The sequence below is a fragment of the Gelidibacter sp. genome, assembly GCF_053579655.1.
Window position 1 is genome coordinate 1 of the sequence record NZ_JBMDWE010000023.1, and the last position, 26,056, is coordinate 26,056.

General features: G+C 36.7%; 15 protein-coding genes. 7 read left to right on the forward strand and 8 right to left on the reverse strand.

The features are described from left to right. Positions 1–1,485: 1,485 nt before the first annotated feature. The 5 genes from ACOH2D_RS12205 to ACOH2D_RS12225 form a co-directional block, all read right to left on the reverse strand. A complete protein-coding gene (locus ACOH2D_RS12205) occupies positions 1,486–3,426 on the reverse strand; it encodes a putative porin (protein ID WP_449535402.1) in 1,941 nt (646 codons plus the stop codon). Positions 3,427–3,564: 138 nt separating this feature from the next. Continuing rightward, positions 3,565–5,523: a S8 family serine peptidase gene (locus ACOH2D_RS12210; RefSeq protein ID WP_449535403.1), complete on the reverse strand. Its 1,959-nt coding sequence runs from the start codon at positions 5,521–5,523 to the stop codon at positions 3,565–3,567. Positions 5,524–5,643: 120 nt separating this feature from the next. Then, positions 5,644–6,279 (reverse strand): hypothetical protein, encoded by a 636-nt coding sequence (locus ACOH2D_RS12215; protein WP_449535404.1) that lies wholly within the window; start codon positions 6,277–6,279, stop codon positions 5,644–5,646. Between the two features lie 93 nt (positions 6,280–6,372). Further along, positions 6,373–7,848, reverse strand: coding sequence for a RagB/SusD family nutrient uptake outer membrane protein (locus ACOH2D_RS12220; RefSeq protein WP_449535405.1), 1,476 nt, complete (start codon positions 7,846–7,848; stop codon positions 6,373–6,375). Between the two features lie 12 nt (positions 7,849–7,860). Further along, positions 7,861–11,115 carry a SusC/RagA family TonB-linked outer membrane protein gene (locus ACOH2D_RS12225; RefSeq protein WP_449535406.1) on the reverse strand — a complete coding sequence of 1,085 codons (3,255 nt, stop codon included), beginning with the start codon at positions 11,113–11,115 and terminating at the stop codon, positions 7,861–7,863. 601 nt (positions 11,116–11,716) lie between these two features. On the opposite strand from ACOH2D_RS12225, the gene rnhB reads away from it, so the two are divergent. The 4 genes from rnhB to ACOH2D_RS12245 all read left to right on the forward strand — a co-directional run bounded on the left by rnhB (position 11,717) and on the right by ACOH2D_RS12245 (position 17,536). Continuing rightward, entirely contained in the window at positions 11,717–12,319 is a 603-nt protein-coding gene (gene rnhB / locus ACOH2D_RS12230) for a ribonuclease HII (protein WP_449535407.1), read from the forward strand. A gap of 24 nt (positions 12,320–12,343) precedes the next feature. Beyond that, positions 12,344–14,773 carry a ribonuclease HII gene (locus ACOH2D_RS12235; RefSeq protein WP_449535408.1) on the forward strand — a complete coding sequence of 810 codons (2,430 nt, stop codon included), beginning with the start codon at positions 12,344–12,346 and terminating at the stop codon, positions 14,771–14,773. A gap of 116 nt (positions 14,774–14,889) precedes the next feature. Further along, positions 14,890–16,224, forward strand: coding sequence for an OmpA family protein (locus ACOH2D_RS12240; protein ID WP_449535409.1), 1,335 nt, complete (start codon positions 14,890–14,892; stop codon positions 16,222–16,224). Positions 16,225–16,486: 262 nt separating this feature from the next. Further along, the gene (locus tag ACOH2D_RS12245) at positions 16,487–17,536 is read left to right on the forward strand and encodes a nucleoid-associated protein (protein WP_449535410.1); all 1,050 of its coding nucleotides are present in this window, start codon (positions 16,487–16,489) and stop codon (positions 17,534–17,536) included. 524 nt (positions 17,537–18,060) lie between these two features. Here the strand turns inward: ACOH2D_RS12245 and ACOH2D_RS12250 are convergent. The 3 genes from ACOH2D_RS12250 to ACOH2D_RS12260 all read right to left on the reverse strand — a co-directional run bounded on the left by ACOH2D_RS12250 (position 18,061) and on the right by ACOH2D_RS12260 (position 19,946). Then, positions 18,061–18,540 carry a hypothetical protein gene (locus ACOH2D_RS12250; RefSeq protein WP_449535411.1) on the reverse strand — a complete coding sequence of 160 codons (480 nt, stop codon included), beginning with the start codon at positions 18,538–18,540 and terminating at the stop codon, positions 18,061–18,063. A gap of 2 nt (positions 18,541–18,542) precedes the next feature. Beyond that, positions 18,543–19,259, reverse strand: coding sequence for a lipoyl(octanoyl) transferase LipB (lipB, locus tag ACOH2D_RS12255; protein ID WP_449535412.1), 717 nt, complete (start codon positions 19,257–19,259; stop codon positions 18,543–18,545). A 528-nt stretch (positions 19,260–19,787) separates the two neighbouring features. Continuing rightward, a complete protein-coding gene (locus tag ACOH2D_RS12260; protein WP_449535413.1) occupies positions 19,788–19,946 on the reverse strand; it encodes a YqaE/Pmp3 family membrane protein in 159 nt (52 codons plus the stop codon). Positions 19,947–20,233: 287 nt separating this feature from the next. Here ACOH2D_RS12260 and lysS point away from each other — a divergent pair, with 287 nt between their 5' ends. The 3 genes from lysS to ACOH2D_RS12275 all read left to right on the forward strand — a co-directional run bounded on the left by lysS (position 20,234) and on the right by ACOH2D_RS12275 (position 25,753). Continuing rightward, positions 20,234–21,922 carry a lysine--tRNA ligase gene (lysS, locus tag ACOH2D_RS12265; RefSeq protein ID WP_348036298.1) on the forward strand — a complete coding sequence of 563 codons (1,689 nt, stop codon included), beginning with the start codon at positions 20,234–20,236 and terminating at the stop codon, positions 21,920–21,922. Between the two features lie 220 nt (positions 21,923–22,142). Then, positions 22,143–22,829, forward strand: a complete 687-nt coding sequence (locus tag ACOH2D_RS12270) for an endonuclease/exonuclease/phosphatase family protein (RefSeq protein WP_348036299.1) — start codon at positions 22,143–22,145, stop codon at positions 22,827–22,829. 449 nt (positions 22,830–23,278) lie between these two features. Next, complete coding sequence (locus ACOH2D_RS12275; RefSeq protein ID WP_449535442.1) at positions 23,279–25,753, forward strand: zinc-dependent metalloprotease; 2,475 nt, start codon at positions 23,279–23,281, stop codon at positions 25,751–25,753. Positions 25,754–26,056 lie beyond the last annotated feature (303 nt).

Below are 26,056 nucleotides of genomic sequence, written 5' to 3' on the forward strand. Positions count from 1 at the left end.
ACCTTTTCAGGAAACCAAATGCCATAATGAAATTGACTGTTCCTTATATTATATGAGAATTGGAACCCTATCCCTATTATATATAGGAGTTGACAACTGTATGAACTACACGAATGGAACACTGATGACGCTGATTGCTTATGATCATCTATGATTTCTTTCAGAACTGATGGAGAGCAAAAACTACTCTTTCTTGTATCATGATTGGACTTTAGTATAAAGAGAATTCCTCTTTGAATACAATCGCTATCATTTTATAAATGCTGACTAAGCCGCGTTAGCGATGGAGCCCTTTGCTTGAACTCTTTGGGAACGCCGAAGAGCGGACCCAAAAGTGAGGGGCGAGAGCGCGGTGGTTACCCTTTTCGGGAAACGAAACGCCCAAACCAAACAAATACTCCTTATTATATATAAGTGGAAAACTATATGAACTGAACGAATGGAACGCTGACCTTCCGGTCCATTCAGGCGGGTGACGCTGAATGGAACGCTGATGACGCTGATTGCTTATGATTAAATATGATTTCTTCCAGAACTAATGTAAACCAACACGTGCTCATACTTGAGACATGATGGTCTTTAGCATAAAGAGAATCTTACTCTTTGAATACAATCGCTATCATTTAATAAATGCTGACTAAGCCGCGTTAGCGATGGAGCCCTTTGCTTGAACTCTTTGGGAACGCCGGAGAGCGGACCCAAAAGTGAGGGGCGAGAGCGCGGTGGTGGACCTTTTCGGGGAACCAAACGCCCAAATCAAAAAAATACTCCTTATTATATATAATTGGATACCTAAATGAACTTCACAAATGGAACACACTGTTTAGTTATGATCAACAATGATCAATTGCGACAAAAGTATAAATGCCGATAACTAAATGATGGTTTTTATAAATTAATATCGAAACGAAATCAGACATTAATAAAACGGTTCATTTGAATGATTTTTTGAAAAAACTAATTGAAATAAAATAACGAAATGCCAACACCGTGTCCTATAAATAAAAAGACTCCTCAACTTTACACTATTATTAAACGGATTTCAGAACTCAGTTCACTATACCATAAAGCTTTTAAATATATACAGAGTTATAGGCGTTGATGGGCTTCTTTATAAGCCACAAATTACATTTAACATATGCCATTAACGCGCCTCTATCCTGCCTTTATCCTGCCTCTATCCTGCCTCTATCTAAGCATCAAAGATCAAGCTCCTATAAAGTGTTTCTAGCTTATTCTTAAACTGGTCATATTGATGGATATATAAACACTGCAACAAAGTAGTTGTTATTGTGGTACAGATTGACCCAAGGCTCATTTAACGCCTATTTGAGGATGCTATTTTATTGGTCGTAAATTGTGCTAAAATTTGCAGGGTTTTGAGTCTTTAATGTACAAAAAGCTGCAATAAAAACAACTGAAATACACATTAATTAACTGTCAGGCAAATCGTTAAGCATTATTAAGGCGTGAGTAAATAAGAATTTATAGAAAGAAATTCCAAACTAATCCAAATCGGATCGTGAAATCTCTATACGGGTTATTTGGGGCGGAGAAATAATTGTATCCAGTTAACGCAGAGTTAAAATGTTCAGCTTTAAGATAGATTCTAGTTTGTCGCACTTTTGCATTGATAAAGAAGTCCAATCTTGGGAAATTACCTAAAGTCGTTTGATTCTGGACATAAAACTCACCCAACAATGGATCATATCCATCCATGGTGTATTCTGTAAAATAATTAAGCGTGATTCCTGTTTGCAAAAAGAGGGCTTTCTTAAATAAATGATCGGAAAAGTAAATGGTATTTCGGGTTATGATTTGTGGAACGTTTAAAACATCGTCACCATTGATCACATTTTGATACATTATAGTATTGTCTAAAGCAAATTTGCCAAAATGAAATTCTTTGGACACCTTTAGCTTTAGGTAGTTTAATGTATTATCAGATTGCACTGGTTTGACATTACCATTAACATCCTTCGTGAAATAAGCGTGGTTGGCAATGGTGGTATATTCTACTTCAGCAGTGGCTATTTTCTCCGACTCCACCTTAAATGCCAAATTTTGAGTTTGAATATTTTTAAACGTCGTACTATTGTCCCAGTTGTAATTGAGATAATCGCTTTGATAGAGCAACATATTAAAGTTGGCCTGCTTTGAATTGGAATTCAACCGGGCTATGGCTTTGATTTCAGGCGTCAACTTGTAGGATGCGTTGAGATCCAAAAAATTTCCATTAAAATCTCCCGAGAGATTCAGTCCAAATTCCCCATTTAAATTAAATCCCCCGATTTGATTCTGATAAGATCCTCCGATTCCAAATACGCTTCCTTTTAATCGATTTGGAATTCTGATGTCATCAATAACGGTTACGGCATCATAGCCATAATTATAATTGTTATAATCGGCGCTGAATTGAAGGGTTCCTAAAAGATCATTTTTATACTCTGCATAAAATCGATTTGAAAACTCCTCCAAAGTGACCTTATCACGGATATTTGCACTGAGAAAGGCTGCTCCAAAAAAATCATTCTGTTTTCCCTGGGAAAATTGGTAGTATTTATCCTCAAACGAAATGATCTGACCAATGCTTAAATTATTGCTTAAACTATCTGACGCCTTAATAATATTGTATTGATGATCGAGATGAAAACGCTTGCCTTCCAGAATATTTTCGGCATCTTCAAAAATTGGAGCAAATACGGATCGATTTAAAAACTCGGGATCGCCAGAGCGGAACTTTTCAACATCTGCATCCGATAACCCTCCATTTTCCTGATTGAGCAAATCCTGCATGACGATATGGGCGCGCACTTGATAGTTTTCATTCTTAGTCGTGTAATTTGTAGTAAACCTAAAATTACCGGTACTGGTTAAAATATGCTGATATTTCCCTAAAGATCGCAATCCTTTATAAGCTATTGAGAAATTGAACTGCTTTGAGGTATTGACCGTGAAAAAAGCATCCAATAATTGCCCCTGTTGAAATGCGGTTTTATACAAAAGTTCAGTTAGCGGCGTTGGAACATGAAAATAGTTAATATCCTCAATTTCCATATAATTAAAATGTTTAGCGCGGGCACCGAACAAAGGGAGAGAACGGTTGTTTTTAAAGTCGTGCTTTAAACTATTATAGGTTTGACCAATATTGGAAAACGGCATCAACCCAAATTCATCCTTTCTTAGGTAATTGAATTTGTATTCTTTTTTAATCGATAAGGTAGTATCGACGGCTATGGAGTCAGATGTACGATTAAATTGTACATACATATCAATTTTCGCCAACTTAGTTTTGCCTTTAGGTCCATTTGATAAAGAAGAATCTCGTTGCCTATTTGGCATATTTCCACTGTTGAGTTTAATTTGTGCGCTAAGGCTCACTGTGAACAGGAAAAACACAAATATGGTAAAAAATCTAATATACATTTAAGGCCGTTTCATTTTCGAACAAAGTAAATCATAATTTATCGTATACGAATATAAAATTATAATTTACTTAGAACAAAAAAAGACCAACAGTGATTATTGTTGGTCTTTGGGCATAAAAATATTTAAGGCTATTTTTTATTTTATAACGATTTTATGCGTTGTGCTGCTATTGCCTTTAGAGATATTAGCGATGTATATCCCCGGTGTAGCATTATTTAACTGGATAGTTTCATAAAACTGAAGTGAATTATTCATAAAACTATTTTTATAAACCAATCGACCACTGATATCATAAATTGATACGTTCACGTTATCGTTAGTGTTTGAACGAGAATCGAAACTGATTGTAAATTCACCTTGGCTTGGATTTGGAAACACAACCAAACTATTGGATAGAATATTATCTTTAGTTCCAAGGACAACATTATTACCTGTGACTATTAATGAAAAATCCTGAGTTTGTGGATTAAAGGGCCCTCCAACATTTCCTTTCAATTTTCCTTTATGGCTTACGGTCAGGGTATAAACACCAGAAGAGGGAGCATCTAACTCTACTATTTCAATATTATCGACTAAATTATCTCCTTTTGAATTTGAAAAGCCAGTCGTTGCAGAGTAATCCAGTTTCCATGGATAAAATGTATTCCCATCCTTAGTTAATCTTAAATCCAAATCATTCACTAATCTTGGGGTTGGATCGTTCAACACTCCTTGAGATATATCTCCAGGCATGTCGGTCCAACAAATTGTGGCCTTTAATTTATCACCGGCTTGCGCTGTAAAAGTGATATTATAAGTTTTACCTTGAGCTAAATTCAATTCGTCCACTATGGCCACATTGGATTTCGCATTTAAAATAGTTTCGGCAGATGCGCGAGCATCCAAAAATCCCCATCCAAAGGTTGGATCTGGACCTGGCGCCGCAATATCATCGACAGCCGTATGACAAACTAATCCCTTTAGAGTAGAAGAGTTCATATACGAACCATGCAATTGCATATAATATTGCTGTAATAAAGCTAGCGTACCAGTTACATTGGGAGCGGACATGGAAGTTCCTGAATAAGTAGCATATCGCCCATTTAGAACTGTCGAATATACATTTGTTCCATCTGCAGCTAAATCGGGTTTTATTCTTAAATCATCCGTAGGCCCTTGGCTACTGCTCGTATTAATAATTAGGGTTTTAAAATCAGAAGAAAATGGCTTTAAAACTGGATTGGCATTAGCAATGACGAGATTATTCTTGGCATTTTTATCAGTAGTTAATTTATCGAAGTTAGGAAACATTCCACCAGTATAGGAAGTTCTACCATCATTACCGGCAGAAGTCACGATTAAATACTTAGGATTATTTCTGGAAATCTCATCCATATCTCTTGCTTCGTTTGTGTAAGCCCCCATATACCAAGCTGGCAACTTTTCCTTATCCTCTCCTACAAGAGGTACCCCATAAGAGTGATTAGAAAGAATAATTGGATTGGTAGCCGCATTAACCGCAGCAACCATCTCAGCCTTATCATTCGTCCAGTTATAGGAATCAATATTTATATTGGTCGCCATCCCTCTCGCATTCGCATCTACGCCTTTTGCTCCTATAGTTCCAGAAACATGGGTCGCATGATCATTAAAATCGGTTTCTTTACCTACCGATGTATTATCAATATTAGTTACACGAGATACCGTGTTCGTTTTATTTTGGAATTCAGGATGTGCGTTATCAATAGGACCAAAATCCCAAACGCCAATAGTCATTCCAGTGCCATCCAAGTTTACTCCTAGTTTACCGCCAACTTGAAGATCTGACGTTTTTGTAGATTTTGCAGCTTCAAGATTATGCGTCGTTTTATATAATACAACGCCATCAACCACATCATAAATATGCATATAATTCAAGATATCCTTTGAAGTTGTAGTCGCTTTTCTATTGAAGCTTTGAAAAGAATTCACTCTGTTTATTCGCATTTGTTCTTGGTTCTTAAACCGATCCAACAACTCAAGATTTTCTTTAGTTGCGTTTGTCCTCAGGGTATTTTGGCTATAACCAATATTAAGAATAAGTAAAAATGTAATAAATAGTAATTGTTTTTTCATATTTCTTTTGATAAATTCCTCGAACAAGATACAGTAATTTTAGCTCAATTTACGGCGGATAATTTAATAAAAAAAGCCACCATAAAAATTATGGTGGCTATAATATTAAAATAAAATATATTACTGTATTGTAAACTCAGCTGTGGATGTAGCGCTTTTTGAAGTAGTTTTTGGTACGTAGGTTTTAGATCCCGATGTAATGACATAAGTAGCTCCTCCATCACCATAGGAATCATAAACAGCGACACCATACTTACCCGATGCCAAACAAAAGCTTAAAATAGCATTCTTTTGACCATCAAAAGGTCCGCCCTCATAAATAACAACCGGCTCTTCTCCTGATAAATCAAAAAGCTCAACCGTGGTTTCATCTGGATAACCATCAAAAGTAAGTGCTAACCTTACCAATGTTTCTGTACAAAACTCTGTAACATTAATCGTTAGCTTATCACCAAAATATAATCCTCCCTTTCTTTCAAAATCGACAACTAAAGCTTGATTAACATACTTCAGCGTTTCATCATCTGTAACAGACACAGTAAAAGTACCCTTATTGGTATTTGCCGGAATCGTAACTGTAGCCGGCACCTTATAAGCAGATTTCAACTTTGTAGCCTGCGTATCGACGATCAGGTTATAAATGCGATCTTTACTGGAGATATCGCTGGAATAAACAGCAACGTCCATTGTGCTGGTTCCATTTTCAGTTACGGTCATTGCTACGGGTCCTCGTTCAAATCCAACGTAGTCCTTCAATGATGACGACGTATCATCTGATTCACAATTAAATAAAACTGCGGCAATTATTATTGCAAAATATTTATAATATTTCTTCATGATATATTAATCTTAATTCTGAGTATTAATAAAAGGATTGTTCTGGATTTCAGATTCTGGAATCTCAAATGTTAGTCGCTCATCATTATAAGGAATTGTTACTCCAACATTCGACAAGTGGTTAGAACCTCTTGTAGTGGATTTTTTAAATCTCTTAAGTGCTAAATATGATTTTCCTTCACCCCAAAGTTCAATTCGTGTTTGAAGATATATTTCATCAAGTAACGCCGCACCTGATAGTCCATTTAAATAAGCAGGGTCAATACCTCTTTTAGCTAACAATTCTCCTAAACGGGTTCTTGCTCCTGGCTCATCTCCTCCACGTGCTGCTGCTTCAGCATTTAAAAGGTACATTTCTGCTACCCTCATATAAATATAATCTGTGGTTATAACTCTTTGGCCTCCAATCTTTCTTGCAGGATCGTAAAATTTATTTAAAGGCATTAAATAATAACCTCCAGCAACATTATAAAACTGTCCTTTTCTTACATCTTTTGCAGGAATGGCATCAAAAAGACCTTTATCAATAGTCTTAGGATCTCCCGCCCAAGCATAGCTATAGGTAAATAGATCTATTTGGCCCCACCATGATACTAAATCCAATCCTAAGTCTGTAGTAATATCTTGGCCCCACATCCAACCCGGAGTGTTGATGTCATTAAAACCGCCTAGAACTTCCGTAGCATCCATCAAAATAAAACCACCATTAGTGATTATATCTTCAGTTAAAGCTTTCATTTGTGCAGCTTCTCCAGTAACTCCATATACATAAGCCAAGACTCCTTTAGTCACATATTGATTAATCTGACTTTTGTTTGCACGGTCAAAATCTGATAACAAAGAAATAGCATCAGTCAAATCTTTAATCATATAATCAAAAACAACCTTCGTTGTTGATTTTGGCAAAGCCTCCTGAACTGGTTCAATATACAATGGTAAAATCTCTGCAGAAGGGTCATAACTGTTAGCAAAAAATTGTGTTAAATAGAAATAAGCATGCGCTCTAAGCGTTTTGGCTTGGCCTAGAACCCATCTATTTTCTGCAAGTTCAGGCACCGCATCATTGCCACCCAAAGTCGCTATCACCTCATTTGAAGATCTAATTATTCTGTAATAGTATCTCCAAGGTTTATAATTGGTAGTTGAAGTAAAATCTTGGGTTGGCACATACTCCGTTAGCGCTCTATACCATCCGTAATTAGATGCTGCCAAAACCATGTCTGATGATAAAAAGTCTGAATAAATATCGTAGCCTTTTTGACCAAAATCATCATGGTCTAAGTCCGTACCACCCGTACCTGTATTAACCATCGTGGTATAGATACCAGATAAAATACCCGATACAACTTCAGGATTATTCACTGCCGCATTTTGTAAATCATCAGCAGAAATAAATTCTGTGGGCGCTGTATCCAAGTAATCTTCTGCACAGCCAAACATCAAAAAGAGACCGGCTGCAAAAATAGAAAGTTTTATATTATTTTTCATATATACAATTTTTTAAAATTTAACTCTCACACCCATAGTGAATGTGGATAATGGCGAGTATCGATATTGATTTGAGGCACCTGATTCAGAAGTAGAAGGATTAAAACCATCTCTTTGACTGAATAGGAACAAATTATCTCCAGAAACCCAGATATTCACGTTATCAATACCAGCAGCAGCTATCGCATTCGATTTTAAAGTATATCCTAATTTAATATTATTTAAAGCAAGATAATCCGATTTGGTCAAGAAACGTGTTGAAAGTGATGAAAAGCGATTATCTGATGCGTAGTTATCAGAAAGTCTAGGAACATTAGTAATGTCACCTGGTTGTTGCCATCTATTCAATATATCAACATGCCAGTTATTAGCACCAGCTTGTGCGTTTTGCATCAAGTTAGCATAGGATGAATCGTAAGCATAGCCTCCAAAACTATATAGGAATTGTGCACTTAAATCAAATTTCTTATAAGTACTTGCCAATCTGAATGCACCTCTTACTTTTGGAATTGCAGACTTGCCAACATACTTGGTCGTCGCATCAGCATAAACTTTAGTCGTCTCTCTTTGAACATTGGCATTTGGATTTTTGTCTAAATATTCAACAATTGAGCCTGTACCATTATCCGGCGTATTAAATCCTTCACCAACATCAAATTTACCGTTGTTGTTGGCGTCATCGAAATACCTGTACCACATTGCTCTACCATCGGCAGGGTCAACACCAGCCCACTCTCTCATGTAAAAATCAAAAATGGAATGTCCATTGGAATATGCAAAACTATTTGGTGCTGTATCAATATACTTTGGCAAACCAGTAGATGGCTCAATTGGCATTGTTTTGATTTCGTTATCTAAAATCTCTCCGTTTAAAGTTAAATTCAAATTGAATTCTTTGGTTCTAACAAGATGAGCAGTTAAATCAAACTCAATACCACTGTTTAGCAATTCACCATCATTAACAGTAGTGACTGCAATACCAGATGACGGATTATTACGTCTATCAAATAATAAATCTTTGGTTAATTTTCTATAGTAATCTACAGAACCTTCTAAAAACCCAGTTTTACCTAAAGTAAATTCAACACCAGTTTGGAACATTGTAGAAGTTTCCCAAGTTAAGTTTGGATTACCGTAATCTCTATTTGAAAGTGCAAAACCATCATTAAGGTTTCCAACATTATAACTATTGATACCTGGATACAATCCTACACCAGCTTGCTCTCCAACAAGACCATAACTCGCTTTCAATTTCAAGAAATTAATAAATGAAGAATTTTGTAAAAAGTTTTCATTTGACATTACCCATGAAGCACCAACAGATCCGAAGGTACCCCATTTGTTACCTGGAAGGAATCTTGAAGATCCATCACGTCTTACAGATCCTGATAAATAGTATTTTTGATCAAAATCATAATTTACCTGAGCAAAATAACTTTCTAGAATGGCTTTTCTAGTCCAAGATGTTGGAGGAGAAGATACAATTATAAAGTTATTCAAATCATCAACATAAGGACTTACAGCCTTTGACATACTTGCAGTGTTTCGTTTCTGAGTCCAGTCATTCGCTTCGTGAGCAGCTAACACTTCAAAAGAATGATTACCCCAACTATTTTTGTAACGTAATAATTGCAAAAAGTTTTTAGCAAAATATTCTGTATCTCTTCTGTAAATTGAACCACCTTGTCCAGCTGCAGAGCCGTAAAAAGGATTGTTTAAGTTGAAAAATTTATCGTTATAATACTGAAAACCGAATCTTGTCTCAAATGAAAGATTTTTGGTGAATTTTATATCAAAATTAAAGTTACCATTCAATTCGTTTCTCTTAGCGCGACTTCTGTCATAGTTTGCATCTGCAATTGCGTTGGTTAAAGCACCAAATCCTCTTCCGTTGTTACCATAGTCAAATACACTACCACCAAAAATATCATCAGGCACTCTTTGACCATTTCCATCTCTTAGATAAAGCGGATAGATGCTTGGTAAATTGTCAACGAACCAGAAAATACTCCCTGAATCTGAAGATTGTCCATTATTGTTTGTTTCAGAAAGTGCATATCCAAGGTTTGCACTTGTTTCTAACCATTCTTTTGGCTTATGGGTAAGATTAAGTCGGGCTGAGTAGCGTTTGTAATCAGAGTTAATTAAATATCCTTCTTCATCCAAATAACCGAATGAGCTGAAATACTTTGATTTATCGTTACCACCGGCAAAACTAAGGTTAGCTTCTTGTCTGTAAGAGGTTTGGAAACCGTAATCCTCCCAGTTTTCAGGGTCATAACGTCTTGTAACGCCCGGTCTAACTGTACGGGTCGTAGGATCAATAAGTTCTGCCCCATTGGCCACATTCCACATATTATAAAAAGGAGCTATCCCTCCGTTACCAAATAACTCTTGATTAGCATATGCTTCTGGATTTGCCTCTCCACTAGCTACTCCTTTATTATATTTAGCTTCCCAAGCTAAACCAATATACTGTTCAGGAGATCTGATCACTTCATTTCTTGGCAATAAACTGACGTTAAAACCAGTTTTCACATCGACGTTGATAGAAGATTCACCAGCAGTACCCGTTTTTGTGGTAATTAGAATAACACCATTTGCTCCTCTTGCACCATAAATCGCAGTTGCAGTAGCATCTTTTAAAACTGTTGTAGACTTAATGTCCGCTGGGTTGATAGAATTGATATTTTCTGTTCCATTAAAAGGAACTCCATCCACTACATATAAAGGATCTCTGTTACCATTAACAGAACCAAATCCTCTAATACGGATGGTTGCTGCAGTACCAGGCTGTCCAGAAGTATTGATTACATTCACACCCGCTACTTCTCCAGCTAATGCCTGAGAAACGTTTGAAAATGATTTTACTTCTAAATTCTCTGAAGAAACTGTTTTTGCCGACCCAGTAAAAGATTGTTTAGTGGCAGTACCATATCCAACAATTACCACTTCATCAAGTGCAGCAATATCTTCTTCCATCGCCACATTAATAGTGTTACTTGCACCTACTACTACTTCCGTGCTTTTCATACTTACAAAAGAGAAGGCTAACGTTTCGCCCACACGAACATTAATGGTATAGTTACCATCAAAATCAGTTTGAACGCCACGAGTTGTCCCTTTCACAATTACACTTACCCCAGGCAAAGGCAATCCGTCTGAAACAGATGTCACCACACCTGAGACAGCTTTCTCTTGAGCAAGAGAAACCTGCATCACAAACGCCATAAAAAGCGTCATTAACCATGTTAATTTTAATTTCATAAAACAATTATTTGAGTTAGTCTTGCGCAAACATCATAATAATTTATTAAAGAAACAAGTATTTTACTTAATATAATGTTAACGCCAGCAAGGGTTTGCGCGATTTTTAAAGAACATAAAGCACTATTAATCAACACTTATCACACTCCCGTTTCACCGATCAAATATGTTAATCTTTTAACGATTACATAAAATTCTCAATGCCATTCTGAGATTAATTTAAACACAATTCTTTATTGTAGAATATTAAAAAGTATTTATGTTAAATAACTAACATCATCTTAAGTCAAAAACTCAAAAATGCAAATAATTAACATTTCATTCAATTTGTGATGATTTCCCATATTAACCTCAATCTTATGATAATGATTTAAAGAAAAAAATCAGTGTAAAATATTATGATGTTCTATATCCTGCAAGTTTAAAATTCTGTATCGCATTTAATTGTTATTGAATGAGATCTAATCCATGAAAGATTTGAACTAAACAAAGTAACTTTCATGTATCAATTCCAAAAAATCAATACGCACAAACCAACGATAAACCCCCTTAAATTTCACTTCTTACTTTATTATTTTAAATTTGTTGAAACTTTAGCAAATTGAAACTCAAACTCTCTTTTACTTTAAATCCTTTTGAATGCGGGACAGACGAAGCGGGACGCGGTTGTCTTGCAGGCCCAGTCACGGCAGCAGCGGTCATTTTACCCCAAGCGTTTGAGAATTCCATCCTGAATGATTCAAAGCAGCTTTCAGAAACGAAGCGCGATTTTCTAAAGCCTATTATTGAACAGGAGGCCATCTCATTTGCCTTTGCTCACATATATCCTGAAGTAATTGACGAAATTAATATCTTGAATGCATCCATTTTAGCAATGCATCATTCCATCGCCAAATTAAAAACGGCACCCACATTTATAAGTGTGGATGGCAATAAGTTTAAGCCGTTTAGCAATACGCCTCATGAAACTATTATTAAGGGCGACAGTAAATATCTTAACATCGCAGCCGCTTCAATTCTGGCAAAAACATACAGAGACGCTTATATGTGCCTGATCCATGAAGAATTCCCCATGTATAACTGGAAAAAGAACAAAGGCTATCCCACTAAAGAGCATCGCGAGGCTATTAAGAAATATGGTGTTACAAAATACCATCGAAAAACCTTTAGATTATTGCCGCAACCACCACAACTCGTACTTTAACTTTTATATTTGCAAAAAATCAACATGAGAAATATAGGTTTACTATTCACGCTTCTCCTCATTATAAGTTGTAAAAACACCCCGCCTAAGCCTTCTGATCTCGTCACGTTGGTGCCTAACAATGTTTCATTAGTTATAAAAACAACCTCTATAGAAGGCCTGAAGAGCGTTTTTAAAAACAATAGTTTGCTCAGCCAGTTTTCTGAAGGAAATTCAATTAAGCATTTAAACACTAAACTCAACTATCTCAAACATCTAAAACCATCAGAGGAACTTCTATTAGTTTTTGGCAAAGACAAAATTGATAGTCTCCAAATATCAATCATTACAAAATATCATAAAGATCTTTTCAATTTAGATGCTGTTCCAAATCGGTTAATAGAAACCATCACTGCAAATGGAATGTCATTGACCAAAACTACGCTTGATCATGAAATTATTTATAGCATTATTAAGGACAGTGTGTTTTTTGCATCCAATGATCGAACCCTAGTCGAAGCTGCATTTAACCAAAATGAGGCCGATCCCCTATTAAAAGAATTATATCATAAATCAAATAAAGAACAATCCTTATCCATCATCATTAATACCAAACAAAAGTCATTTCAACCAAATTTATTTTTTGATCAAAACCTTAACAAAATCCAGTTTTCAAACTATTTCCTATTAGATGCAGATTTAACACAGGATCAGCTGAAATTTGACGGCATTACCATTGCCAGAGACTCTTCTAAAAGTTTACTCAATGTGTTTAAGAACACATTTCCACAAGACAATCACTTGCCTAAAATTTGTCCGCCAGATAGCGACGGATTTTTAAGCTTTTCATTCCACAGTTTTAAAACGTTCCACGAAAATATCGTCCAATTCAGAAAACAAGATTCTCTAATTGCCGATCCAGTTTTTGAAAGCATTCTGGAAGCCGGCATAATCTACAGAAATGAGCAACAAGCGGTCGTTTTGAATAGCATTGACGCCACTAATATGAACAGCTATTTAGGAACTCAAAACAGCTTAGAAACCTATCGGGATATTACCATTTATAATTTTGATAAACCGAATCTGCTCTCCGATTTATTCGCGCCGTTGATTACCTATAAAGCCGCTACAAACTTTATTAACATTGACGATTTCTTTGTGTTTTCAGATAATATTGAACTACTAAAAGACATCATTAGCAGCTATCAAAACAATGCAACGCTCTACACTTCAAATGCTTTTGAAGACCTGATGGACGAATTGAGTGACGCCTCCTCATTATTGATATATGCCAATGGCAACAATCTCAAGAAAATCATCAACTCAAATTTCGATACAGAAAAACCGATCAATCCTGATGGTTTTAACGCTTCTGCCATTCAGTTTGTATATGAAACAGATTTTGCACACGTGCATGCCATTTCACAGAAAAACAAGAAAAAATCCAACTCCAACTCGGTTTTGGAAGGAGCCAACGTGACCTTGGACGCCGATTTATTAACGGATCCTCAATTTGTAAACAACCACACCAACCATCAGAAAGAAGTGGTCGTGCAAGACGTCAATTATAATTTATATCTGATTTCAAAAGATGGTAAAGTCCAGTGGAAAAAACAATTGGACAGCAAAATATTAGGACGCATTGAACAAATTGACACCTATAAAAACGGGCGACTCCAACTGGCATTTGCCACAGAACATCAAATTTATGTTTTAGATCGCGACGGGAAGAACGTCGGTAATTTCCCTTTAAAATTCAAGAACCCCATTACACAACCTCTTTCTGTATTTGATTACGAAAAAAATCGTGATTACAGACTGATGCTAACGCAAGGCTCCAACCTCTTACTTTACGACAAAAACGGAAAAATGGTCGGCGGATTTCTTTACAAAAAAACAGAAAACGCCATTAACACGCAGCCGCAACATTTCAAAATTGGCAAGAAAGATTATATTGTATTTGTTCAAGGCAAAGAACTCGAAATACTAAGCAGAGTAGGCAAAACGCGTGTGACGATTAAAAATAATATTGACTTTAGCAATAGTGGTATTTATCTATACGACAACATGTTTACGACCACCACGGCCAAAGGCGACCTCATTCAAATTGATGAAAATGGCAAAATGACCAGCAGCAATCTCAATTTAGGAGAAAAACACGCCATTACTGCAACCAGCAAGACCTTGGTAACGCTTTCAGAAAACATTCTACATGTCAGAACCAATAAAATCGAACTGGATTTTGGAGACTACACCCCTCCAAAAATTTTCTATGTCAACGATAAAATCTATGTATCGGTTACCGATTTACAGGCTAAAAAAGTATTCCTTTTTGACAGCTTAGGAAAATCGATTGACAACTTCCCGGTTTATGGAAATTCCACGATTGATCTTGATAATATTGACAAAAACAAAAGTCCTGAATTTGTAACCAAAGGCGACCAAAACAGTATCATCATTTATCAGATAAATTAGCAGCTTTCTACCAACTATACAGTTTTTCATACCAGTTATACAGTATTTTCAATTCATTCGCTTTTTTGGTTTATCTTGAAAACGATATAATCCAATAACAGTCAAGCACATACAAAATGAAAAACTCAATACTCTGCAAAAAACTACTAGGAACTGCTCTGCTCCTTCTTTTCATGATACCGTCAGCAAATGCGCAAATCCTAAAAAGACTGCAAAAAAGCGCCGAACGAACCGTTGAGCGTAAACTAGAGCGGAAAACGGAAAAAGAAACGGGTAAAATGATGGACTCTATTTTAGATCCAAGTCAAAAATCCTCTACTAAAAAAACTCCAACAAAGAATTCTGAGAATTCCGACGAAAAACCAACTTCAAAAGAAGACATTGGAGCAAATACTGCCAAAGAATCATCTGTTAAAAAAAATGTCTCGGAAGGTTTAGAAGTCTATAGTAAATTTGACTTTGTCCCCGGTGACAAAATATTGTTTTATGATGATTTTTCGCAAGATTTTGTGGGTGACTTTCCTTCTAAGTGGAATACCAATGGTTCCGGTGAAGTCGTTAAAATTAATAATGTTGACGGCAATCAGTTTGTGATGAAATCGGGATATAAAATATTTTACATTCCGGATGTTAAAAATCTCCCAGAAGATTACACCATTGAGTTTGACCTCGTGGCTCAAGGTATAGACGGTAAGACCTCCTCAAATGCTGTTATGGGAATTATCCTCAGTGATAATAACAGTTTTGAAAATGGAAACAAACACTTCGTGGAAACTACACTTCCTTTTTGTCAATTCTATACCATACCGATAAGAACAAGTAATTATTTTAACGGCAATTATGGCGCCATTAACAGTTCTATTGATGCGGATATACGCAAAGAAGTTCTAAACAGACCTCACATTTCCATCGCAGTTACAAAAAACAGATACAGGCTATGGGTAAATGAAACAAAATATATAGACATCCCAAGGATGATTCAAGAATTAACTGTGCTGAAGGCTATCAAATTCTACACCTATGGATTTGAAGACACAAATGAAAATGTATTGATAAGCAACCTCAAAGTTGCTGCAGGTGGCGAAGATTTACGAAGAAAATTGCTATCTGAAGGTAAAATATCTACCAATGGCATTCTCTTCGATTCCGGTTCAGCCAAAATAAAACCACAATCTTTAGGTATTGTTTTACAGATTTCACAAGTATTACTCCAAGACGAAAACATAAATCTGAACATTGTGGGCCATACTGATGCTGAAGGCAATAGCGATACCAATTTGAAATTATCAAAAGAACGTGCTCAGGCCGTAAAAGATGCATTAGTGAATCTTTATAATATTCCCGCCAACCGACTTCAAACGGATGGCAAAGGCGCAAGCGTTCCCGTTGCCGAAAACAGCACGGCTGATGGTAAAGCACAAAATCGACGCGTGGAGTTTATTAAGATATAAATAAAAAGAAGTAAAGACCGCTACGCTTTTAGAATATAGAACATAGACTTGTGTCGTGAATACTTTAAAATAGTTAATTTAAAAACACACACAAGTTTCTGAAAAAACCGTGAAAAGGAAGCTTTTCTTATTCGAATAAAGCGAAGACTCTAAAATAATCGCCTCATATTTAGAACGCCAAGGATTTTTTTTTTGGCGTTTTTATTTGATTTCAGTCAAATTTATGTAGTATTGTAAACTTCAAAAAAGCAAGCAGTCTATCATGATCAAACGTACAAAAGCCTCTATTTCAAAAGCCGTTCTTCATAAGGTTGGCAATAAATTCAATAGTACCAAAAACGCATTTTCCGAACAGGAATTGGACTTTGATGAAATCAGTTATGACTTAATATTGCCGTATTTATTACGCCCTTTCGGAAGTTTAGTGGAAAGCTATCGTTTTAACCACCATTCCGACATCAGTCTCAATGAAATCAACACGTATGCGACGCAACTTTTTGCTGACGACAGTGACTTTTTAGAAGTTTCAAAACACATCGCCACACATTTATTTGAACAAAGTAATTCCGCACAAATAAAAACCGGCGATGTCATGGTTTGTATTTTTGAGGACATTCAATATGAAGAATTATTTGTAAAAGCGGTTGGCATCTTTAAAATTGAAAATAGAGCGGAATTTTTTCAGACTTATTTAGAAAACAACAGCTACGACATCATTACCCAAAAAGGAATTCCGATCAAAAAAGTGGACAAAGGCTGTCTGATCCTTAACACTTCCGATACCGAAGGCAATATTGTATTGAGCGTGGACAACAACTCTTACGATACGCAATATTGGATCAAGCATTTTCTAAACATCAAATACCCTGATGATCATAACCAACATACCAAAAACTATATCGAACTCTGTAAGGATTTTTCTGAAGATATTTTAAAACCGAATTTGGGGATTCAAGAAAAAAGCACGTTTTTAGCTAAAACCATCGACTTTTTCAAGGAAAATGAAGTGATTAACGTGGAAAGCTTTAAAGATGATCTTTTTGAGAATGACGAATACAAAGCGTTATTCGAAGATTATAAAAAAGGTTTTGAAACTAATCACGAGCTCATCATACGCAACCAATTTGATGTTTCTGAAAGCGTTTTGAAAAAGGAAAAACAGAAGATTAAAACAGAGATTAAACTCGACACCAATATCCAGATTAAATTAGATATCGACGCGCCTGACGCCTCAGCAGAATATTTAGAACGTGGTTATGACGAGGTTAAAAAAATGCATTATTACAAAGTGTTTTTTAATGAAGAAACCTAGTGTGATTGAAGATTGTCGATTGGAGACTTTTGATTTTTGAAGTTAGGACGGAGGACAGATGACGGAGGACAGATGACGGAGGACAGATGACGGAGGACAGATGACGGATGACGGAAGACAGATGACGGAGGACAGATGACGGAGGACAGATGACGGAGGACAGATGACAGATGACAATTTGGTCTGATGACCGATGAATGAAGCTCATAGATTGAAATAAAAGCCAAAAAAAAATCAGTGAAAATCAGCCAGATCAGCGTCATTAGCGTTCTATAATAAATCTGCCCGATGATTAATGACAACAGTCGGTGGAAAGTGGAAATAAAAAAATTCCTATCTATTTTTTACAATGAGTTAATTGATTAAAAACGGTCAACAATAATCAGGAAAGTTCAGATGTGTAAAAAAATAAATCTCTTGCAGATTTCGCGGATTGACGCAGAAACCCTTTGATATTTAACTCTGATTCTTACTGCCAACTGAGACTGAGACTGAAAACTGAAGACTGCCAACTCATCTAAACCTCACTCCCCAACATCTCCCTTAATATCATCAATCTCAGAATGTCGATTGGCAAACTTGTGGTTCTGAATTAATTTATTGAGATAAAAAGCTTCAAAAACGGTCCATGCACCAGCAACAAGCATGGGAATTATAAAGACCAACAAAACAAGGGTGCTTTTCTTAGTCGGAAAAGCGTACATAAGATAAACCGCATACAACGAGAGAATGATATAGATAATCCCAAAAGCTATATCAAGAATCCAAAACACCGGCTCTACTTTTGGTAAATCCACGTTTTCTTTGAGAAGTTTATAAAAGCCTTTCGTTTTGAAATGAAATATAAAGCTGCAAACACCCAAAATTGACATTCCAATAGGAATCCACATGGCGGTTTCAAATTTTGGCTCATCAAACAACAACACATAAAAAATCAATCCTCCTGGAAACAGCGCTAACGGCACTACTAAAACCAATAAAATGATTTTTTGAATGTTCGCCATATTTAAAACACCTGCTTTTCTTGTTGTGGTACCGCTTCAAAAAGCGTCATAAAATGCTTTAAAACTTTGGCTTTCAATTCGGACTCGTCCACTTCCTCCACGCCTAACTCCACATGTAAGGACGTGACTGCTTTCCCACGAATACCACATGGAATGATGTTGTCAAAATAGCCCAAGTCGGCATTGACGTTCAATGCAAATCCATGCATGGTAACCCATCTACTCGCTCTCACGCCCATCGCGCAAATTTTGCGTACAAAAGGCGTTCCCACACCCAACCAAACTCCAGTTTCTCCAGGGCTTCGCTGAGCATCCAGACCATATTCTGCCAGGGTTAAAATGATCATTTCTTCTAATAAGCGGAGGTATTTATGAATATCTGTAAAAAAGTTTTCCAAATCGAGAATGGGATACCCTACAACTTGTCCTGGTCCGTGATACGTAATGTCTCCACCTCTATTTATTTTATAATAGGTTGCTCCTTTTTTTGCGAGCTGCTCTTCGTTCAATAAAAGATTTGAGAAATCGCCACTTTTACCCAAGGTATAGACATGAGAATGCTCCACCAATAAAAAATAATTTGGTGTTTCTAAATTGGCATTCTCTCTTCTGTTCTTGATTTTCGTGTCCAGAACTGATTTGAATAATCCTTCTTGATAATCCCAGGTATCCTTATAATCTTTATGCCCTAAATCCTGTACGGTAACTATTTTATTCACAATCTTAGTCTTCTAGTGTAATCTTCAAATTCATCAAATCTGAATCATGGCTGACTCTATTTAAATCGGTTATGATTCTGATCTGTAAAATTACGGATTTTCGGATAGATGGTGGGACATTGTTTCATGGAGATTCATCTATTGAGACCGATGACCGATGACGGGCGAAAAAAAATTAGTTTCACAGAGATTCATTGAGAAACACTGAGATACACAGAGAAAGTTATTTGGGTTGAATGACAGATGACCGATGACCGATGACGGGCGACAAAAATTAGTTTCACAGAGATTCACGGACAAACACTGAGATGCACAGAGAAAGTTATTTGGGTTGAATGACAGATGACCGATGACCGATGACCGATGACTGAATTATAAATTTTATATAGTTCCAAAGTCAGCGACTCATAAGACCATCAACTGAATACTGAGACTGAGACTGCTTGCCCGTCCAGAGCTTTTGCGAAGGCGGGAAAACTGAGACTGAGACTGAGACTGAGACTGAAAACTGAAAACCGAGACTGAAAACTATTTTTTAGGGTTATTCAAAATTACCAAAGCAGCTATAACTCCCGGCACCCATCCGCAGAGCCATAGTAAAAAAACAATGATAATAGATCCACAACCTTTATCAAGGACCGCAAGTGGTGGACAAAAAATAGAAAGAAGAACTCTCCAAATACTCATAATTGATGATTTTTAACGACCACTACTTTTGCGTGGCTGATTAATGTATTTATTAAGACGCAAAACTATTCAATTTGTTACGGGATAAAAACTATATCATCATCTTCAAAAATATAATTCAAGCAGCTAAAACTAGCTCAAAATCAAAATTCATCTTTCAAACTCACCAATTTCAACCCTTCGCAAAAAGTTTCATCCCATAAACCATCAAAAACCCAATCTATCGTTGAAATTACTACGTTAATTTTTTTAAATATCGTAATTTTGCATATCAAAAATTTAACAGCATGCAACTTTCAGAACAAGAACTCATCCGAAGAGAAAAATTAGTCAAATTACGTGAATTGGGAATCAATCCTTATCCAGCCGATTTATATCCTGTGGACCACACTTCGAAACAGGTTAAAGAGCAATTTGAAGAAGGGAAACAGGTCGTTATTGCTGGTCGATTGATGTCGATGCGGGTGCAAGGAAAGGCTAGTTTTGCTCAAATTCAGGATTCTGAAGGAAAGATTCAAGCGTATTTTAACAGAGATGAAATCTGTCCTGGCGATGATAAAACTTTATATAATGAGGTTTTCAAAAAACTATTGGACTTTGGCGATTTCATTGGTATCGAAGGCGAATTATTTACCACACAAGTGGGCGAAAAAACAGTGAAGGTCAAAAACTTCAAATTATTGAGCAAATCCTTAAAGCCTTTGCCATTACCTAAGGAAAAAGACGGGGTTATTTATGACGCCTTTACCGATCCTGAACAACGTTACAGACAACGTTATGCCGATTTGGTAGTGAACCCTCAGGTTAAAAATGTATTTATAAAACGTACCAAGCTATATAACGCCATGCGTCAGTTTTTCAACGACGCCGGTTACTTTGAGGTGGAAACTCCGGTGTTACAACCAATTCCTGGAGGCGCGGCGGCACGTCCGTTTATGACCCATCACAACAGTTTGGACATTCCTTTGTATATGCGAATTGCCAACGAACTTTATCTAAAGCGTCTTATTGTTGGCGGTTTTGATGGCGTTTATGAATTCTCAAAAAACTTCAGAAATGAAGGTATGGATCGCACGCACAATCCAGAGTTTACGGCTATGGAAATATACGTGTCCTATAAAGATTACAATTGGATGATGCACTTTTGTGAAGAGCTTTTAGAACATTGCGCCCTTGCGGTAAACGGTTCTACAGAAGCAACTTTCGGCGAACACAAAATCGATTTCAAAGCTCCGTATGCTCGGGTAACCATGACGGATTCCATTAAGCACTTTACCGGATTTGATATTACTGGAAAATCTGAAGATGAGATCCGCAAAGCTGCTAAAGACATGGGCATTGCAGTAGACGACACCATGGGCAAAGGCAAATTGATCGATGAAATTTTCGGTGAGAAATGTGAAGGCAACTATATCCAACCAACGTTTATTACAGATTACCCGAAGGAAATGAGTCCGTTGTGTAAAGAACACCGCGATAATCCAGAATTGACCGAACGTTTTGAGTTGATGGTTTGTGGTAAAGAAGTTGCCAATGCGTATTCTGAATTGAATGATCCTATTGACCAACGTGAACGTTTTGAACACCAAATGGAGTTGGCTCAAAAAGGTGATGATGAAGCTACCGGAATGATCGACTATGATTTCTTACGTGCTTTAGAGTACGGCATGCCTCCAACCTCTGGAATGGGCATCGGAATGGACCGACTTATCATGTATTTGACCAATAATCAGTCCATTCAGGAAGTGTTGTTTTTCCCTCAAATGAGACCGGAAAAGAAGGCAGTGGCTTTGACTGAAGAAGAAAAAGCAGTTTTCGCTATCCTAAAATCCAATGCTCCGATAGATCTGAATAACTTAAAAGAACAATCCGGACTGAGTAACAAAAAGTGGGATGCCACTATAAAAGGCTTGACAAAAAACAAATTGGCCAAAGTCGAAAAAACCGAAGAAGGTCTATTTGTGCATGTTGTATAGAGTCGCGAAATTTATTTTTTTAACATTAAGAGCATGTGCAGTAATTGCATATGCTTTTTTGTTAATAATACATTTCATCCTAAAGGATCATTTCCGAATTTTACAAATCTTTTTTTACGCCTTCCCGCTACCTTTAATCATCTTATTGGGAGGTTTTATCACTCTTCTGTTTTTCAAAAGAAAACGGTATTTTATATTTTTTATCTGTACCACTTTAGGTTTGACTGGTATTTGGCTCAATAATTCCTATATTTTCCCAAGCCCTGTGGAAATTCCTAAAGATGCAACGTCCATTATATTCTGGAATGCCGCCGATCGGCCAACAATCCATATGGATATCCTTACAGAAAACATCCAAAATATCCAGCCTGACATTATCGCACTTACCGAGACGGAAAACGCTTCCGCAGAAGATATACAGCAACTGTCACAAGATTTCCCAGCTTACGAATTTCGAATCCTTGAAGGCAATATGCTGATTGGCATAAAAGGACGTATAGAAAAAATAACGTATACTATTGAAGAACAAAGCTATGACATCAATTTTGTAGAGGCACAACTAAAGTCTGGCCCTATTTTAATGGCCTTTACGGATACTTTTCAAAGTCCAACCATGGATAAAAGAAAAACTTTAGGAACGATATTGCAATTGGCCACTCAAAGAAATTCAGACATCATTGTTGGCGATTTTAACACGCCTTATGAAAGTGTTCACTTCAGAAAGTATGAAACAGATTATACTAGTTTTCATGATTACGGTGAAGGTTTTAGTGCAACTTGGCCATTTGGAATTCCTTTACTTGAAATTGACCAAATTTTCACAAGCAAAAAGCTCAAACCTATACGCCTTCAAAAGTTTTATTATAAAGTTTCTGACCATGCTATGCTCGTCGGATATTTTAAATAAAAATCATTGTTGTCCGATTAAAGTTGGTTTGATCTTCTAAGAACAGAGATCAATGGTTCTTTCAACGTTTTTGATCCTCAATCTCCTTCATTTCTCTGTTTTTGAAAACTATTGCTAAAACATCATAATCCATTCTAATTATTGAATTTCACAGCCCATATTTTCAATTAATTACGTGTTTAGTCTTTGTTCTTGATTCTATCAGCGCAGCGGCAGTTACTGAGCTTGTCGAAGTGTCTTAATTCTTATCCGGATCATAGTGAAGAAAAATCCATAACCTATCAAAATTCTCTTTAAAAGTGGCATCGTTATGTTAAAAAACTACGTTTTAAATAGTTAAAGAAATACTAAAATATATTACAATCCACTATCAACGTTATGTATTGCGTATTTTCACTTCCTTAAATTTTTAAACCCCTAACATTTTGAAAAAAGTTTCCTTAAGCGTGATGTTTTTGGCGTCTTTCCTTTTTGTCGTGTCTTGTTCCACTACAAAAAAAGCGTCCAAAACACCAGCAACCGCTACTACTGCCTCTGATGCAACAAAAAAAACTGGAAAAAATGACATCCAGCCTTACAACAAAGTCATAACAAAAGATGCCAAAAGTGACCCAGGATTGTTCACCATCCATAAAATAGACGAGTCCTACTTTTATGAAATTCCAGATTCCCTTTTTGAACGTGAAATGCTCATGGTGACACGTATCGCTAAAACCGCCAGTGGCATAGGTTTTGGCGGCGGAAAGCAAGACGAGCAAGTTTTGCGTTGGCAAAAAAAGGATAAAAGAGTATTGCTCCGTATGGTTTCCCATAGTGTAGTAGCCAATGACTCCCTTCCTGTATATGAAGCTGTGGTCAATTCAAATTTTGAACCTGTGCTATTTAGCTTCCCTATTAAAGCTATCGGCAAAGATTCATTAACTACAGTTATTGATGTGACTGATCTGTATATGAAAGATGTGAAGCCATTTGGTTTGCCAGATCGAAGTAGAAAACAATATAAAGTAACCCGTTTAGACGCAGATTTATCTTATATCGAAAGTCTTAAAAGCTATCCTTTAAACATTGAATCACGTCACGTAAAAACCTATAGTGCAAGTGAACCACCTTCAAATGCAGCAAGTGGCGCTATTTCGATAGAAATGAGCAACTCTATGGTTTTATTGCCAAAAGAGCCAATGAAGCGACGCATATTCGACCAACGCGTAGGTTGGTTCACAAGTGGACAAATTGATTACGGTTTAGATGCTCATGAAAGCAAAAGAGTCACCTATTTAGACAGATGGCGCCTTGAAGTGAAGGATGAAGACATCGAAAAGTTTAAGCGTGGCGAATTGGTTGAGCCTAAAAAACAAATCGTTTATTATATTGACCGTGCAACTCCAGAACAATGGCGTAAATACATCAAACAAGGTATTGAAGATTGGCAAGTAGCTTTTGAAGCTGCCGGATTTAAAAATGCCATTATCGCCAAAGATCCTCCAACAGTTGAGGAAGATCCGGGATGGAGCCCAGAGGATATTCGTTATTCTGTAGTTCGCTATTTAGCTTCTCCAATCCCTAATGCTAACGGCCCTCACGTAAGTGACCCAAGAAGTGGTGAGATTTTAGAAAGTGACATCAACTGGTACCATAACGTAATGACTTTGTTGCGCAACTGGTTCTTCGTACAAACGGCAGCCATTAATCCTGATGCACAAAGTGTGAAATTTAAAGATGAAATCATGGGACGATTGATTCGTTTTGTGTCTTCGCACGAAGTTGGTCATACCATAGGTTTACCTCATAACATGGGAAGTAGTGTTGCTTACAAAGTGGACGATTTACGTAACCCAGAATTTACTAAAAAGTATGGAACTGCACCGTCTATTATGGATTATGCACGCTTCAATTATATTGCACAGCCAGGTGATGAAGGTGTTGCTTTAATGCCGAACATTGGTATTTATGACAAATATGCCATCTCATGGGGTTACCGTCCAATTTTGGATGCCGCGACACCAGAAGATGAAAAGAAAACTTTAGATAGCTGGATTTTAAAACACGCTGGAGATCCAATGTACCGTTTCGGAAGACAGCAAAGTGGTGGTGTGATCGATCCAAGTTCTCAAACCGAGGATTTAGGTGATGACGCCATGAAAGCTAGTGCATACGGAATTGCGAACTTAAAGCGTATCGTTCCAAACTTGATCAAATGGACTGCCGAAGATGGTAAAGATTATAGCGATCTAGGCACTATGTATGGCGAAGTATTAGGACAATACAACCGTTATATGGGCCACGTGACTGCCAACATTGGTGGGGTTTATGAAATTTACAAAACCTACGACCAAGAAGGAGATGTCTACACCCCTGTTGATAAAGCCAAACAAAAAGAAGCCTTACAGTTCCTTCAGAAAGAATTGTTCGCTACACCAGAATGGTTATTAGACAATGACATTTTCAATAGAATCGAATTTGATGGTAATTTAGAACGCATCCGCGGGACGCAAACGAGAACGCTAAATGACATCCTTGATTTTGGAAGAATGCAACGTATGAGCGAAAACGAAACGGCCAACGGTAAAAACGCTTACGGTTTATTGGACATGATGCAAGATTTGCGCAAAGGTGTTTTTAGTGAGTTAAATAGTGGGAAAGCAATAGATGCCTACAGAAGAAATCTTCAACGTGGCTATATTGATAGAATGGCCTATTTAATGACCAAAGAACAAACTCCTGTGCCGGCAAATTTCAGACGTTTTGTTTCAAGAACAAATGTTGATGTGAGCCAATCTGATATTAGAGCGATCACAAGAGCAGAATTGAAAACTTTAGAAGGCACAATCAAATCTGGTTTAGCAAGAACCAATGACAATATGAGCAGAATCCATTTAACGGATGCGCTGCAACGTATTGACGCTATTCTAAATCCAAAAAGCTAACAAGTTTGTTTAATTTATAAATAAATGCTTCAAGGTTTCTTGAAGCATTTTTTATTTAATTGCAATTGGCATCTCAACGTTTAGACAGATGAATGATTCATTTTATTGGAGTGCTCTTTAAATTTATAAATCCATTTTAGGAAAGTCTACAATTTCGATACCTTATTAACAGATTTATAAGCTAGTCTTAAAAATCCAGTTATTATGATAAATACAATCCCAACGACAGTGCGATATTTTTGAAAAACAGTATCTGGATATACATTGGTCAGAGAGATGATTAAAATAATCAAAGCTATAAAC